The 16,781-nt window shown below is 42.5% G+C and carries 8 protein-coding genes and 2 tRNA genes; 6 read left to right on the top strand and 4 right to left on the bottom strand.

The features are described 5' to 3' along the window. Positions 1-732: 732 nt before the first annotated feature. Together AC2HW8_RS07065 and AC2HW8_RS07060 are read left to right on the top strand one after the other, a co-directional pair. Positions 733-808 (top strand) — tRNA-Thr (locus AC2HW8_RS07065). 51 nt (positions 809-859) lie between these two features. Continuing rightward, positions 860-944: transfer RNA gene (locus AC2HW8_RS07060), tRNA-Tyr, on the top strand. A gap of 597 nt (positions 945-1,541) precedes the next feature. Here the strand turns inward: AC2HW8_RS07060 and AC2HW8_RS07055 are convergent. From AC2HW8_RS07055 to gltB, 4 genes are all read right to left on the bottom strand, one after another. Continuing rightward, positions 1,542-2,381 carry a hypothetical protein gene (locus AC2HW8_RS07055; protein WP_117951103.1) on the bottom strand — a complete coding sequence of 280 codons (840 nt, stop codon included), beginning with the start codon at positions 2,379-2,381 and terminating at the stop codon, positions 1,542-1,544. A gap of 377 nt (positions 2,382-2,758) precedes the next feature. Continuing rightward, positions 2,759-3,928: a 23S rRNA (uracil(1939)-C(5))-methyltransferase RlmD gene (gene rlmD / locus AC2HW8_RS07050; RefSeq protein ID WP_484327340.1), complete on the bottom strand. Its 1,170-nt coding sequence runs from the start codon at positions 3,926-3,928 to the stop codon at positions 2,759-2,761. A gap of 183 nt (positions 3,929-4,111) precedes the next feature. Continuing rightward, positions 4,112-5,596 carry a glutamate synthase subunit beta gene (locus AC2HW8_RS07045; RefSeq protein WP_015522626.1) on the bottom strand — a complete coding sequence of 495 codons (1,485 nt, stop codon included), beginning with the start codon at positions 5,594-5,596 and terminating at the stop codon, positions 4,112-4,114. 13 nt (positions 5,597-5,609) lie between these two features. Continuing rightward, positions 5,610-10,151, bottom strand: coding sequence for a glutamate synthase large subunit (gene gltB, locus AC2HW8_RS07040; protein ID WP_270204182.1), 4,542 nt, complete (start codon positions 10,149-10,151; stop codon positions 5,610-5,612). Between the two features lie 619 nt (positions 10,152-10,770). On the opposite strand from gltB, the gene AC2HW8_RS07035 reads away from it, so the two are divergent. The 4 genes from AC2HW8_RS07035 to AC2HW8_RS07020 all read left to right on the top strand — a co-directional run bounded on the left by AC2HW8_RS07035 (position 10,771) and on the right by AC2HW8_RS07020 (position 16,737). Next, positions 10,771-12,864, top strand: a complete 2,094-nt coding sequence (locus AC2HW8_RS07035; protein WP_015522628.1) for a glutamine synthetase III family protein — start codon at positions 10,771-10,773, stop codon at positions 12,862-12,864. Positions 12,865-12,997: 133 nt separating this feature from the next. Beyond that, a complete protein-coding gene (locus AC2HW8_RS07030; protein ID WP_484327339.1) occupies positions 12,998-14,698 on the top strand; it encodes an ammonium transporter in 1,701 nt (566 codons plus the stop codon). Between the two features lie 348 nt (positions 14,699-15,046). Then, positions 15,047-15,616 carry an ANTAR domain-containing response regulator gene (locus tag AC2HW8_RS07025; protein WP_187300442.1) on the top strand — a complete coding sequence of 190 codons (570 nt, stop codon included), beginning with the start codon at positions 15,047-15,049 and terminating at the stop codon, positions 15,614-15,616. A 38-nt stretch (positions 15,617-15,654) separates the two neighbouring features. Further along, complete coding sequence (locus tag AC2HW8_RS07020) at positions 15,655-16,737, top strand: carbamoyl phosphate synthase small subunit (protein WP_021883514.1); 1,083 nt, start codon at positions 15,655-15,657, stop codon at positions 16,735-16,737. Positions 16,738-16,781 lie beyond the last annotated feature (44 nt).

The following is a 16,781-nucleotide window of genomic DNA, read 5'->3' as shown; positions in this document are numbered from 1 at the left end:
CAATTTTAGGGAGGAGCGTTTATGGAGGCATAGCTATGCACAGGACGCAACAAGCGAGGCGGAAAGTTTAGGTCTGTACAAAGTACTTCGGGCAGAAGTAGTGATAAGATGAAAGTGTGACACCCTACGGGGTGTCTTTTTTTGGTCTTTTTAGAATCCGAAGGGATTTGAAGCCGACCGTAAAGAAAATGCCCCTGTGGGGCATTTTTAGGGAGGAGCGTTTATGGAGGCATAGCTGTGCACAGGACGCAACAAGCGAGGCGGAAAGTTTAAATCCGCACAAAGTACTTCGGGCAGAAGTAGTGATAAGATGAAAGTGTGACACCCTACGGGGGCGTGCTTTTTTCAGCTAAATTCACGTAAGCGCGAGCTAAATTTGCTACGCAAGCTAAATTATCCTACGGATAGCTAAATTGTCCTGGCGGACAGCAAAAGTGAATTTAATTTAGCTGTAAACCGAAAGGTTTGCAATTTAGCAACGGAGCGACAAAAAATTCATAGGATATTTTGTTGAAAAATACAATGAAAAATTTTTTTGCAAAAACCCTTGACGAATAGGATTGAGGATGATATAATAGTCAAGCTGACTCATTCGAGGACATCTTCAAAAAATGAAAATGCTTCAAAAAAATTAAAAAAATTTAAAAAAAGTGTTGACAAATGATGAAGAATGTGATATATTATATGAGCACTCGAAATTAAAGAGTGAATGCAAGAGCGAAAGCTAAATTCGCTGGTGTAGCTCAGTTGGTAGAGCAGCTGATTTGTAATCAGCAGGTCGGGGGTTCAAGTCCGTCCACCAGCTCCATTGAAGCCTACTGTTTAGGCAGTAGGCTTTGATTTTTGAAAAACTTTATATGGGAGAATTCCCGAGTGGCCAAAGGGGGCAGACTGTAAATCTGTTGCGTTTTGCTTCGATGGTTCGAATCCATCTTCTCCCACCAAGCTTAAAAAACGCCTTAAACATTGAAGTTTAGGGCGTTTTTCTTTTGCGTTCAGCAGAGATAAAACCCCTCTGAAAATCTGTTTGTCTAACATAACGCTAACTAAGCAGGCTCAATGTCAATAGTTGGGATAACCCGAAAAAACGAAATATATGAAAATTAGGCTCAATGTAAATAAATAGGGGTACCCCGATAAAAACAGAGCCACTGCATCTAATTCGAATTGTTTTGTGCTGTTTAGATACCTAACATTAGCGGATATGTTTCCGCAAGATACAGCCAAGCATTTGCAGCAGTTGTGCGTATAATTTAAACTGCTGCAAAAGTCAGCAAACAAGCCGAATTTTATATTGCATAATTATTTTCTTGACATCAAGACTACGGTCTCGATGTGGCACGGTTGTTCAACGAAAAACATACTCAACCCCTATTGTACAAGGGAATGGTGGAACGCACCTTTTCCCTTAAAATCTAGTGGTTCGAGCCTGTGACAACCTTGAATTGTCCTATAATTTGTATAGGCAAACAGGGTAAAGCTCTGTTCCTTAAACTTCATTTTTCATGTCACCCCTACAAACTGGAATTTGTTGCTTAGAACTAGAAAATTGTCAAGATATAATTCACATCAGGGGTATGTCCTTCATCTATACATTTAAGTATTAATTTATATAGTAATTCATTTGATTTTTTGTATAAATCATATGTTCCATTTTGATATTCGTGAGTTGCTTTACACCTAGCTTCTTTATACAAATTCTTTATGTCTTCTATTTTATCATCGTTACCATAAATAAATCTAGATGACACTGTTGCTATTGTGTTTTTGATATTATGGTCTATCATAAATAACGCTTCTATTCCACTCCAAATAACACTGATTTTTATTGCTGGCATAAAATTCAATCTATAACTCCACATTGCATTTGTTGCTAAATAAAATTTTTCATTAACTTCGGCTAGTTTACATGCCTTTTCAATTCTCGTTTCTAAAAAAGAACATTTTTCATCAGATAACTCAATGCATTCATTAGGCATCTTATACATATTCTCCATAATTATATGAATATCTGTATCTGCACTAAACTTTTCAACTGATCTATCAGCTTGAAAATACCATGCCAAATCACAATTAAGTATTGCACTCATCATTACGCATATCTGTTGTACGTTCCATGTTTTCACAGCTAGTTCTTTACCCACAGCACCTTCAATTCTTATTTGAGATGTTGTCATTCTTAAAGTAGCTATGAGTACCCCTAATTCCACTTCTGAAGCATGGTTACTTTTCATAATGCTATCAATCATATCATCAGGATTAGGAGTAGATGTAGCTGGCATTAATGTTATTCCTTCGGATATCTTTACTTCTCTTATAGGTTTTATACCACACAAATAGAAATAGGATTGAGCTTGATTTTCTTTTATACAAATAGCCATAAATTTTCCCTTTCGATAAACTTTGTTTCTTCATTACAACAAAAGTCTATTTTACTTCCGTTCAACTATATTTAATCATCCCTACAACTTCCGATTTATCTAATTTCTATTAACATCTATTTCACTGTTCATGAACCCCTCAAAACGGTCGAATTGCAGGATTGGTCGTCAGCTTTTTGTTCTATAAAATTTTTTCCAAACACCCTGACATCTAATCCACTCACTCAATTTGCATTATCTAACCCGAGGTTACAACCTGAAAGAAATTTTGCGTTGGATATGTTTCGATAAGATATACCCGAGTGCTTTTGATGGTTAAATATATAATTTTAGATTTAGAAAAAGTCATCAAACAAGCCGAATTTTATATTGCTTAATTATTTTCTTGACATCAAGACTACCGTCTCAATGTGTGCGGTGTGGGGAAACATATCTACGGGTTGGATTTTTTGGGCTTTGTAGGGGCTGTTTTGGGTTAGGTAGGCTAAATCTCTTGCCAATGTTTCGGGGTTGCAGGAAACATAGACAACCTTTTTCGGAGACATTTTGATTAGTGAGTCGAGAAATTTTCGGTCACTTCCGGCTCTTGGCGGATCCATGAACACAACATCGGGCTTTTCGTCCTCGTCTGCAGCTTCTCTCATGAACTCGCCCGCATCGGCTTTGTAGAAACGGATATTTTTCAGATTATTTGCTCTTGCGTTTACGATTGCATCCCTCACGGCATCGCCGTTAAGTTCTGCACCGATAACATTGCCTGCACCGTTTTTGGCGGCAATTATGCCGATTGTGCCGATTCCGCAGTAGGTGTCAAGCACGGTTTCGTTGCCTTTGAGATTTGCAAATTCAATTGCTTTGCCGTACAAAACTTCGGTTTGAACGGGGTTAATTTGGTAAAAGCTTTTCGGCGAAATTCTGAACCTGCAACCGCAGAGAATATCCTCAATATAACCCTTGCCGTACAGCACTTTCTGATTGTCACCGAGTACAAGGTTGGTGCGGTAGGGGTTTATATTTTGCACAATGGTTGTGATTTCGGGAAACTGTTTCAGAATCGCTTTTACAAAATTGTTTTTTGACGGAAAAACAGGTGTACCTGTCACAAGCACAAGCATAATCTGATTTGTCGCAAAGCCTCTTTTCACAAGAATGTGACGGAGAAAACCTTTGCTTGTGTCCTCGTTATAGGTTGTCATTCTGAAAGAGGGGAGGAGCTTGCGTACTGCAACGATGATTTTGTCGGCAATAATATCCTCTGTCTGACAGCTGTCAATTCCGACAACATGATGACTGCCCGACTGATACACACCCGAAATGATTTTGCCCTTTTTGTCCGTATAAAAAGCCGCCTGAACCTTGTTGCGGTAGTGGTAGGGAGTTTTCATTCCGATAATTTTTTCAACGGTGCAAAAGCGTTTGAGAAGTTTTTCTACTTTCCTCTGCTTGAATTCAAGCTGTTCGGGATATGACAGATTTTGCAGTTGACAACCGCCGCATTTTTTGTAAACGGGACAGCTTTGTTTATTGGTTTCAGGTCTGTTACTCATAATATTTCCTCACATTTTATTGCATTGTATATATCCTTTATTTTATCATCAATCATATTGATATGCAACAGAAACAAACCCTAAATGACAAAGAAAAACGCAGGAGGGAAATCCGCTCCTGCGCTTTCTGATTATTAACCGGTATATCGAAAAATTGAGGATTATCAGGTTGTTTGTAATCAATTAAAGATTTGTGTATCCCATAAGGCTTTCGTCAACCTCTTTGGCAACATCTCTGCCCTCACGAATCGCCCAGACAACAAGTGACTGTCCTCTGTGCATATCGCCTGTAACAAATACATTTTCAACATTTGTCTTGTGTGAGCCTTCTGCTGTTGCAACATTGGTTCTTGCGTTTGTTTCAACACCGAATGCCTTGGTTACATAGTTTTCACTGCCGAGGAATCCTGCCGCAATGAGTACGAGTTCAACATCAACCTTGTATTCTGAGCCTTCAACCTCTTTCATCATAAGTCTGCCTGTTTTAGCATCCTTTTCTGGTTTGAGCTTAACAAGCTCCGCACCTACAAGATTACCGTTCTTGTCAGCAATGAACTGCTTAACGGTTGTCTGATAAACTCGTGGATCGTGACCGTAAACTTCAATAGCCTCTTCCTGACCGTAGTCTGTTTTGCAGACTCTCGGCCATTGCGGCCATGGGTTATCGGCACTTCTTGTGTCGGGAAGTTTAGGCATCATTTCAAGCTGAAGAACGGATTTTGCGCCGTGTCTGATGCTTGTGCCGACGCAGTCGTTACCTGTGTCGCCGCCGCCGATTACCATTACATTCTTGCCTTTTGCGCTGATGAATGTACCCTCTCTGAGGTTGCAGTCGAGAAGTGACTTTGTTGTTGATTTAAGGAAGTCAACGGCAAAGTGAATGCCGTTAGCCTCTCTGCCGGGAACTTTGATATCTCTTGGATTTGATGCACCGCAAGCAAGGATTACACGGTCAAAGTCCTTGAGAATTTCGCTTGCTTTGATGTCTTTGCCGACATTTGAGCAGGTTTCAAAGGTTACGCCTTCTTCTTCCATAATGTTAATCTTGCGTTCGATAACATCTTTTTCAAGCTTCATATTCGGAATGCCGTACATAAGCAGACCGCCTACTCTGTCATTGCGTTCAAATACCGTTACAGAGTGACCGCGCTGATTGAGCTGGTCGGCAGCGGCAAGTCCCGATGGACCCGAACCGATGATTGCAATTTTCTTGCCTGTTCTTACCTTTGGAATTCTTGCGTCTGCAAGACCTTCTTCATAGGCATTTTCAATGATTCCGTATTCGTTGGCTCTTACGCTGACAGCGTCACCGTTTGCACCGCAGGTGCATGCCTTTTCACAGAGAGCGGGACATACACGGGATGTGAATTCGGGGAAGTTGTTTGTAACTTTAAGACGGTTGTAAGCCTGTTCCCAGTTGCCCTTGTAGATGAGGTCATTCCATTCGGGAATGAGGTTGTTAAGCGGACAGCCTGAGAATGCAGAACCAATCTGCATTCCTGCCTGACAGAAAGGCACACCGCAGTCCATGCATCTTGCACCCTGTTTTTGCTGATCCTCTTTGCTGAGGGGATCGTGAAATTCGTCAAAATTTTTGATTCTTTCTTTTACGGAGTATGCCGGGGCATCCTCACGCTTATATTCCATAAATCCTGTTGGCTTTCCCATAAATATCCCCTCCTTATTTATTATTCACAATTTCGTAGAAAGCTTCAATCTGTGCCTGCTCGTTTGTAAGACCTTTTTCTTCATAAGCGGCAATTGCAGCCATCATTCTCTTGTAGTCGTGCGGAATAATCTTCTTGAATTTCGGAAGATACTCGTCAAAGTTATCAAGGATTTTCTTGCCTCTCTGTGAACCTGTTGCTGCAACATGTTCTTCTATAAGCGTTTTGAGTTCGATTATATCGTACTTTTCTGTTACCTCAGAGAAGAGAACCATTTCTTTGTTGAGCTTTGTGTAAAGATCTCTTTCTTCATCAAGAACATAGGCAACACCGCCGGACATACCTGCGGCAAAGTTTTTGCCTGTTTTGCCGATAACAACAACCCGACCGCCTGTCATATATTCACAACCGTGGTCGCCGACACCCTCAACAACTGCCGTTGCGCCTGAGTTTCTTACGCAGAAACGCTCGCCTGCAACACCGTTGATGAATGCCTTGCCGCTTGTTGCACCGTAAAGTGCAACATTACCGATGATGATGTTGTTACCTGCGTCAAATGTTGAGTTCTTCGGAGGATAAACTACCAGCTTACCGCCTGAAAGTCCCTTGCCGAAGTAGTCGTTTGAGTCGCCCACAAGTTCAAGTGTGAGTCCCTTTGGAATGAATGCGCCAAAGCTCTGACCGCCCGAACCGTTGCAGACTACTGTAAATGTATCGTCATCAAGGTTGTTGTAATGCTTTCTTGTAACCTCAGAACCGAAGATTGTACCGAATGAACGGTCAGTGTTCTTAACATTGACTTCAACCTTTTTCTTTGTGCCTTTTGCAAGAACCTTTGCAAATTCTTTGCAGAGGATTCTCTCGTCAAGTGTTGATTCAAGCTTGAAATCATAAAGGCTCTTTTTGTTGTATTCAACCTTTTCCGAAACAAAGTTTGTATCAAGAATGTTAGAAAGGTCAACCTCGGCAGCCTGTCCTGTGATGCCTTCTTTTCTCTTGATGAGGTCAATTCTTCCGACAAGCTCATCAACGGTTTTTACACCGAGCTTTGACATATATTCACGAAGTTCGCTTGCTACAAACTTCATAAAGTTTATTACATATTCGGGCTTGCCGCAGAATCTTTTTCTGAGTTCGGGGTTCTGTGTGGCAACACCGAACGGGCAGGTATCAAGGTTACATACTCTCATCATTGCACAACCGAGAGTTACAAGCGGAGCAGTTGCAAAACCGAATTCCTCTGCACCGAGCATTGCGGCAATTGCAACATCACGGCCGTTCATAAGCTTACCGTCGGTTTCAATAACAACCTTGTTACGAAGGTCGTTCATAATGAGCGTCTGATGAGCCTCGGCAAGACCGAGTTCCCACGGCAGACCTGCATTGTAGATTGAGTTTCTCGGAGCAGCGCCTGTACCGCCGTCATAACCTGAAATAAGGATTACGCCTGCACCTGCTTTTGCAACGCCTGCGGCAACCGTACCTACACCGCATTCCGAAACGAGCTTAACAGAGATTCTTGCGTCTTTGTTAGAATTCTTGAGGTCGTAGATAAGCTGTGCAAGGTCCTCGATTGAGTAAATGTCGTGGTGCGGTGGAGGAGAGATGAGCGATACACCCGGTGTTGAATGACGGGTTTTTGCAATCCAGGGATAAACCTTTTTGCCCGGAAGATGTCCGCCTTCGCCCGGCTTTGCACCCTGAGCCATTTTAATCTGAATTTCGTTTGCGGATGTGAGGTATCTTGATGTAACACCGAAACGACCTGACGCAACCTGCTTGATTGCAGAACATCTGTCAACCTTCTGTCCTTTTGTGAGAAGTCTTTCAAGGCTTTCGCCGCCCTCACCGGAGTTTGACTTGCCGTGAAGCTGATTCATTGCAATCGCAAGTGTTTCGTGAGCCTCCTGTGAGATTGAACCGTAGGACATAGCGCCTGTCTTGAAACGCTTTACGATTGAATCAACGCTTTCAACCTCATCAAGCGGAACAGGAGTTTCCGCAAAGTTGAAGTCGAAAAGACCTCTGATATTTACAGGATCCATTTCTTCGGAAATCATATGAGAATACTTTTTGTAAAGCTCATAATCGCCTGTTCTTGTTGCCTGCTGGAGCATATATATAGTCTGCGGATTGTAGAGGTGTTCCTCTTTGCCGCTTCTGAACTTGTGTGAACCACGGGATTCAAGCTCATCGCTTACACCGAGGTCGAGCGGATCAAATGCCGCTGTGTGAAGTTTGTCAACATTCTTTTCGATATCCTTGATTGTGATACCGCCGATTCTGCTGACCGTGCCTGTGAAGTATTCGTCAATAACATCCTTGCCGATACCGATAGCCTCAAAAATCTGTGAGCCCTGATATGACTGGATTGTTGAAATACCCATTTTTGACGCAATCTTTACGATGCCGTGGAGAACTGCGCTGTTGTAATCGTCAACTGCTGCGTAGTAGTCCTTGTCAAGAAGGTCGTCACCGATAAGCTCGTGGATTGTTTCCTGAGCAAGATACGGGTTGATTGCACTTGCACCGTAACCGAGAAGTGTTGCAAAATGATGAACTTCTCTCGGCTCACCGCTTTCAAGTATCATTGCAAGTGAAGTTCTCTTCTTTGTTGCAACAAGGTGCTGATGAAGAGCGGATACTGCAAGAAGTGACGGAATTGCAAGATGGTTTTCGTCAACTCCTCTGTCGGAGAGGATAAGAATATTTGCACCGTCATTGTAAGCCTTGTCAGCTTCAATGAAAAGTCGCTTAACAGCCTTTGAAAGTCTTGTGTTCTTGTAGTAGAGAATCGGGATAACCGCAACCTTAAAGCCCGGAATGTGCATATTCTTGATTTTGAGAATATCGGTTGATGTAAGAATCGGGTTGTGAATCTTCATAACCTTGCAGTTTTCGGGACGCTCCTCAAGAATGTTGCCGTCCTCGCCGATATAAATTGTTGTTGATGTTACAACTTCCTCACGGATTGCGTCAATCGGCGGGTTTGTAACCTGTGCAAAGAGCTGTTTGAAGTAGTTGAAAAGCGGCTGCGGTTCTTTTGAAAGAACTGCAAGCGGACTGTCTGTACCCATTGCGGCAATTGACTCTGTGCCGTTCTTTGCCATAGGAAGGATTGATGTCATAACATCTTCGTAGGTATATCCGAAAGCCTTCTGGAGTTTTTGTCTTTCTTTATATGAATGCTCCTCAACCTTCATATTAGGAATTTTGAGGTCTTTAAGACAAACAAGATTACTGTCGAGCCATTCACCGTAAGGCTGTTTTGACGCATAATACTCTTTGAGTTCATCGTCATCAATGAGTCTGCCCTGAACCGTATCGACAAGGAGCATTTTGCCCGGGCGAAGTCTTTCCTTTGTAACAATCTTTGCGGGATCAATAGGAAGTGCGCCGACTTCCGATGAAAGAATGAGGTTGCCGTCATCCGTGATGTAATATCTTGACGGACGCAGACCGTTACGGTCAAGAACCGCACCCATAATGTCACCGTCAGAGAAAAGGATTGACGCAGGACCGTCCCACGGCTCCATCATTGTTGCATAATACTGATAGAAGTCCTTTCTCTTCTGGCTCATTGTGCCGTTATTATCCCACGGCTCCGGAATTGTAATCATAACGGCAAGAGGAAGCTCCATACCGCTCATTACGAGAAATTCAAGTGTGTTATCAAGCATTGCAGAGTCTGAACCCTCTGTGTTTACAACAGGAATAACCTTGTCAAGGTCGCCCTTGAGATGCTCCGAACGCATTGTTTCCTCACGGGCAAGCATCTTGTCAGCGTTGCCTCTGATTGTGTTGATTTCACCGTTGTGAACAATCATTCTGTTAGGATGAGCTCTCTGCCAGCTTGGATTTGTGTTGGTTGAAAAACGGGAGTGAACCATAGCGATTGCAGACTCGTAATCCTCGTCCTGAAGATCAAGGAAGAAGTTACGGAGATCGCCGACAAGGAACATACCTTTATATACAATAGTTCTGCTTGAAAGCGAAACTACATATGTGTCTTCATTACTCTGTTCAAAAACTCTTCTTGCAACATAGAGCTTTCTGTCGAACGGGAGACCTCTTTTTACACCGTGAGGTCTTTTGATAAAGCACTGCATAATTGCAGGCATACATTCAACAGCTCTGTGACCGAGTACCTCGGGCTTTGACGGAACATTTCTCCAACCGAGAACTGTAAGACCTTCTTTTTCTGCAATGATTTCAAACATCTTCTTTGCCTGATTTCTTGCAAGCTCATTCTGAGGGAAGAAGAACATACCTACAGCGTAATCTCTTTCGGAACCGAGCTTAATGCCGATTTCAGCAGCTGCCTTCTTAAAAAATTTGTGTGAAATCTGGAGAAGAATACCTACGCCGTCACCTGTTTTGCCTTCGGCATCCTTACCTGCTCTGTGTTCGAGAGTTTCAACAATTGTCAGAGCGTTTGCCACGGTGTCGTGTGACTTGATACCCTTAATATTAACAACAGCTCCGATACCGCAGTTATCATGTTCAAACTTCGGAGAATACAGAGTCTTGTTGTTCTCTCTGACTGTCTGTTCCATTAATGATCACCCTTTCCTGTTAATCACAAAAATTATTCAGCGGACTTTTTATATACATATATATGTAAAAGGAAGTTTGCTTTCGTAAACTTATCGGTTCAAAGTGGCAATTAATGTTCTGCCGGTTAATAATCAATCATATATATGTAATTGTAAAATGCCCAATCTCTTCTCAGCGGTAAAACCGCTATGCTCAGCCTGTGCTATATCCTGCAAAGGTGAATGTGCAGGTCGGCTAATGTTCTGAAATGCCCTGTCATCGTTGATCAAGAAAAATCAGCACTTAGATTATATAACTATACATTGTGCTTTGTCAAGGGAAAATAGAGGAAAATTGCAACTTTTAAGGGTAAAACTTTCATTTTACTGTGATTGTTGTAGAAAATATGCAACTCTTACTGGTGTTTCAGTTTAATTTTGCAGGAAATTTAATAAAACTTGCAATTTCAAAACTTTTTTCAAAAAATGTATTGACAAATTCGCAAAAGTGGAATATACTAACAACATCAAAGACAGCAAGGGCGCTGTGAGCTGAGGCTTACAGTGTCCTTTTCTGTTTTTATAAAGCAAAAATCAGACCATTAAAATTTATTTTCAAAATGGATAGGAGAGAATTAAAATGGCAAAAGTTCCCGAAATTTTTGGCAGCATGGTATTTAATGACCAGAAGATGCAGGAAAGACTTCCAAAGTCAACTTACAAGGCTTTGAAAAAGACAATCCAGAACGGTGAACCGCTTGACCTCAGCGTTGCAAATGTTGTTGCGGCTGCTATGAAGGACTGGGCAGTTGAAATGGGCTGTACCCACTACACACACTGGTTCCAGCCGATGACAGGTATCACAGCCGAAAAGCATGACAGCTTTATCGCACCGAACGGTGAAGGTCAGGTTATCATGGAGTTCTCAGGTAAAGAGCTTGTAAAGGGCGAGCCTGATGCTTCTTCTTTCCCAAGCGGCGGTATTCGTGCCACTTTCGAGGCAAGAGGCTATACAACATGGGATCCGACATCATATGCATTCGTTAAGGATGGAACACTTTACATTCCTACAGCATTCTGTTCTTATACAGGCGAGGTTCTCGATAAGAAAACTCCTCTTCTTCGTTCAATGGAGAGAATTAATACAGAGGCTGTAAAGATTCTTCATCTTCTCGGCAAAGAAAATGTTACAAGAGTTACAACAACAGTAGGTCCGGAGCAGGAATACTTCCTTATTGATAAGGACGCTTACGATCAGAGAGAGGATCTTATTTATACAGGCAGAACACTTTTCGGTGCAAAAGCTCCTAAAGGACAGGAACTTGACGACCATTACTTCGGTGCAATCAAGACAAGAGTTGCTGCTTATATGAAAGACCTTGACGAGGAACTCTGGAAACTCGGTATCCTTGCAAAGACAAAGCATAACGAAGTTGCTCCTTCACAGCATGAGCTTGCTCCTATCTTCACAACAACAAACATTGCAACCGACCACAACGAGCTTACAATGGAAGTTATGAAGAAGGTTGCCGAAAGACACGGTCTTGTTTGTCTTCTTCACGAAAAGCCGTTCGCAGGTGTTAACGGTTCCGGTAAGCACAACAACTGGTCAATTTCAACCAACACAGGCGAAAACCTTCTTGATCCCGGCAAGACTCCTGAAAACAACCTTCAGTTCCAGCTTTTCCTTGCAGCAGTTGTAAAGGCTGTTCACGAGTATCAGGATCTTCTCAGAATCACGGTTGCATCGGCAGGTAACGACCACCGTCTCGGCGCTAACGAAGCACCGCCTGCAATCATTTCAATGTATCTCGGTGATGACCTCGGCGAACTCGTTGATTCAATCATCAATGACAGAGAATATGTAAGCAAGGGTAAGCAGAAGATGAGAACAGGCGTTGATGTTCTTCCTGACTTTATGAAGGACACATCGGATCGTAACCGTACATCACCTTTTGCATTCACAGGTAACAAGTTTGAATTCAGAGCACTTGGTTCTTCACTTAACATTGCCTGTCCTAACTATATGCTCAACACTATGGTAGCCGAAGAACTTTCAGAGTTCTACGATGAGCTTAAAGATGCGGATGATATGGACGCAGCTATCAAGGCTCTTGTTAAGAAAGTATTTACAGAACATCAGAACATTATCTTCAATGGCAACAACTACGCTCCCGAGTGGGTTGAAGAGGCTGAAAGAAGAGGACTTCTTAACCTCAAGTCACTTCCTGACGCAATGGAACACTTCCTTGACAAGAAGAATATTGACCTCTTTGTTAAGAATAAGATTTGTTCGGCAGACGAAATCCGTGCAAGATATGAAATTGAGCTTGAAAGCTATTCTAAGCAGATTAACATTGAGGCTCTCACAATGATTGATATGGCTAAGAAGAACATTCTTCCTGCCGTTACATCATATGTAAGAGATCTTACGGATACAGCACTTGCCAAAAAGGCACTTTCAGACGCTATTCCTACAAGTGTTGAGGAAGACCTTATTACAAGCCTTTCAAACAAACTTGTATGTTTCTCAAAGAAAACTGCAGAGCTTGAAGAGGCTGTTATCAAGGCAAGCGACTACAGCGATGATAACCTCAAGTATGCTAAGTACTACAGAGAAACAGTATTTGCACTTATGCAGGAACTCAGAGCTGTCGGTGACGCAATGGAAACAGAAACAGCTTCGGAATACTGGCCTTATCCTTCATACGGCGAACTTCTTTTCGGTGTGTGATTGATAGAACCTCTATTTATACTAAATAACATTATTTATATTGTATAACAGGTAACACAACGGCGTGTGATTGACAGAATTAAACTGTCAACTCCACGCCGTTTTTGTTATTTTGATAAAAGGAGAGATTTATATGGCAGAACTAATTTACGGAGGCACAGGCGTCTGGTTTATGATCGGCGCATTACTCGTGTTCTTTATGCAGTGCGGATTTGCAATGGTTGAAACCGGTTTTACAAGAGCTAAAAACGCAGGTAACATCATTATGAAAAACCTGATGGACTTTTGTATCGGTACGGTTGTATTCAGCCTGTTAGGCTTCGGACTTATGATGTCTGAGGACTATGTTGCAGGATTCATCGGTGTTCCCAACCTCAATATGTTCACAGACTGGATGAACTTTGATTGGAACTCATTCGTATTCCAGCTTGTATTCTGTGCTACAGCAGCTACTATCGTTTCAGGTGCTATGGCAGAGCGTACAAAATTCTCGGCATACTGTGTTTACAGCGCAATTATTTCACTCGTTGTTTACCCGATTGAAGCAGGTTGGGTTTGGAACGGTCAGGGTTGGCTTGCACAGCTCGGCTGTATCGACTTTGCAGGTTCAATCGTAATTCATATGGTCGGCGGTATCTCGGCACTTGTCGGCGCAATCATTCTCGGACCCCGTATCGGTAAGTACGGCAAGAACGGCAAGGTAAACGCTATCCCCGGTCACAGCATCACACTCGGTGCTCTCGGTGTATTCATTCTTTGGTTTGCATGGTACGGCTTTAACGGTGCCGCTGCTGAAGACGGCGCTCGTCTCGGTCAGATTCTTCTTACAACAACAATTGCTCCGGCAGTTGCAACAGTAACAACCATGCTCTTTACATGGATCAAGAACGGCAAGCCTGATGTTTCAATGTGTCTTAACGCATCACTCGCAGGTCTTGTAGCAATCACGGCAGGTTGTGCAGATGTTGATGCAATCGGCGCAGCAGTTATCGGTATCGTTTCAGGTGTCCTCATCGTAGTAGCAGTTGAATTTGTTGATATTAAGCTTAAAATAGATGATCCTGTCGGCGCATTCTCGGTACACGGCGTAAACGGTATGTGGGGTGGCCTTGCAGTAGGTCTTTTCGCAACAGGTAACGGTCAGAACGGCATCACAGGTCTTTTCTACGGCGGTGGCTTTGCTCAGCTTGGTAAGCAGGCTCTCGGTATTGTTACAATCGTAGCTTGGACAGTTGTTTGCATGATTATCGTATTCACAATCATCAAAAAGACAGTAGGTCTTCGTGTTACAAAGGACGAAGAAATGAAGGGCCTCGATATCTGCGAGCACGGTCTTATCAGCGCATATGCAGACTTTATGCCAATCGGTGTCGGTACAGCTTCACTTGACGAAACATTTGATGTTGACAGCAATGTTCCTGTAACTCAGGCAGTTCCCGTTCAGCTTGCCGGCAAGTATGATATGGCTACAGACGGAACAAAGATTACTAAGATTGACATTCTTCTCAAGCAGTCAAAGCTTGAAGCTCTTAAAGAAGAAATGGATAAGCTCGGCATCACAGGTATGACAGTATCTCAGGTACTCGGTTGCGGTGCTCAGAAGGGTAAAGCAGAGTATTACCGTGGTGTTGCTATTGAAAGTAACCTCCTTCCTAAGATGAAGGTTGAAATCGTAGTTTGCAAGGTTCCTGTAAAGGCAGTTGTTGATGCGGCTGTTAAGGCACTTTACACAGGTCACATCGGTGACGGCAAAATCTTTATCTATGATGTTGAAGATGTTGTTAAGGTTAGAACAGGCGAAACAGGCTACGACGCTATGCAGGATATTGAATAATCCATGGTAGCTTAATTAACCCTATCCTTTTTAATTCACATAAACCGAGACGCCCCGAACGGCAATAGCTGTTCGGGGTGTTTTGGCTCTATACTATATATAGTGTCAAAAATCAAAGTTTACAATATGAAGGATATTTGAATTATACAGCTTAAAACCATAAATAATAATGAAAAGGCAATTTGTTGTAAAGCCCGAAAAATGTTGAAAAGTGTAAAACAAATTTGCAATGAAAATGTTTTTACAAAATTGTAAAAAATATTGTCATAATTCCTTTAAGTAAATAACAATAGGGGTTAATCTTGTAAAATAATAAGATGAATGAAACAATATGCGGTGGTGAGGTTCTTGAAAAATGCTTTGTTGATTTCACACTCTGAACAGAGTGCCGCTTCTTTGTCACAATTGCTCGGAAGCGAAGGCTATACGGAGATTTCCGTCTGCCAAACCTCACAGGAGGCTAAGGAGCTTGCAAATGGTGAGGTTTTTGACCTCATCTGCGTCAATGCACCGCTTGAAAAGGAAAACGGCATTGAGCTTTCAAAGTACTTTGCCGGAACAACCCGTTCAAGTGTTGTGATTATCGTTCCGCAGCGTAATGCGGATTATGTGAATGACGCACTTACAGAGCACGGTGTTCTTGTTATTGCAAAGCCCGTAAACAAGCACCTGTTTCACCACTTTTTGCAGTTTACGGAATGTTTTAAGATGCGTATGTTCCGTGTGATTGAGGAAAATGAAAAGCTCAAGCATATGGTTGCGGATATGAAGATAATAAACAGAGCAAAGTTCCTGCTTATTACCTGCCTTAATATGTCCGAAGATCAGGCGCATCGCTATCTTGAAAAACAGGCTATGGATCTCAGAACAAGCAAGCTTGAGGTTGCAAAGCAGGTTATCAGAACATATGAGAACTGACTGCGATTTTTTTAGTTTATTGAAAGGAATGTGTTTTTATGAGCCGTGCGGCATACTTAATCCTTGAAAACGGAACAGTTTTTGAGGGCAAGGCGTTTGGTGCCGAAAAAGAAACTACGGGAGAACTTGTTTTTACTACAGCAATGACAGGTTATCTTGAAACACTCACCGACCCCAGCTATTACGGTCAGGTGGTTATTCAGACATTCCCTTTAATCGGCAACTATGGTGTTATCCCTGCCGATTTTGAGAGTGACTCTCCGTCACTGAAAGGTTATATTGTACGAGAATGGTGCCAAGTTCCTTCAAACTTCCGTTGTGAGGGTGATCTTGACACCTTTTTAAAAGAGTCGGGAATTCCCGGCATTTACGGAATTGACACCCGTGCGCTCACAAGAATTGTGCGTGAATACGGTGTTCTGAACTGCAAAATCTCCTATTCTCCCGATGTAACAAAGGAAGAACTTGACGAGATTAAGAACTATGTTATTACAGAGGCTGTTGAAAGCACTACTATAAAAGAAAAAGAGCATTTTGACGCTGAAAACGGCGACCTCAATGTTGTGCTTATGGATTTTGGCGCAAAGCATAACATCGGCAGAGAGCTTGTTAAGAGAGGTTGTAACCTTACAGTCGTTCCCGCCCACACAACAGCGGATGAAATTAAGGCTATGAATCCCGACGGCGTAATGCTTTCAAACGGACCGGGAGATCCTTCGGACAACACAGAGATTATTGCAGAGCTCAAAAAGCTTTGTGACTTCGGGATTCCGACCTTCGGTATCTGTCTCGGTCACCAGCTCCTTGCGCTTTCACAGGGTGCAAAAACAGAAAAGCTCAAGTACGGTCACAGAGGTGCAAACCAGCCTGCAAAAGAGGTTGAAACAGGCAGAGTTTACATTACATCACAGAACCACGGCTACGCTGTTGTAAGCGACAGTATGCCCGAAAACGGCAAAGTAAGCTTTGTAAACGGCAATGATAACACCTGCGAGGGCGTAAACTACACAAATATGCCTGCTTTCTCGGTTCAGTTCCATCCGGAAGCTTGCGGCGGTCCTCATGATACAGCATTTTTGTTTGACCGTTTTATTGAATTGATGAAGAACAACAAAAAATAAGAGTCCGAAATTCGGATTACTATTCAGCATAAGAACAGATACAA

The organism is Ruminococcoides sp., assembly GCF_057037865.1.
Note: the sequence above shows the minus strand (reverse complement) of the source record. Positions and strands in the feature narration are given on the sequence as shown.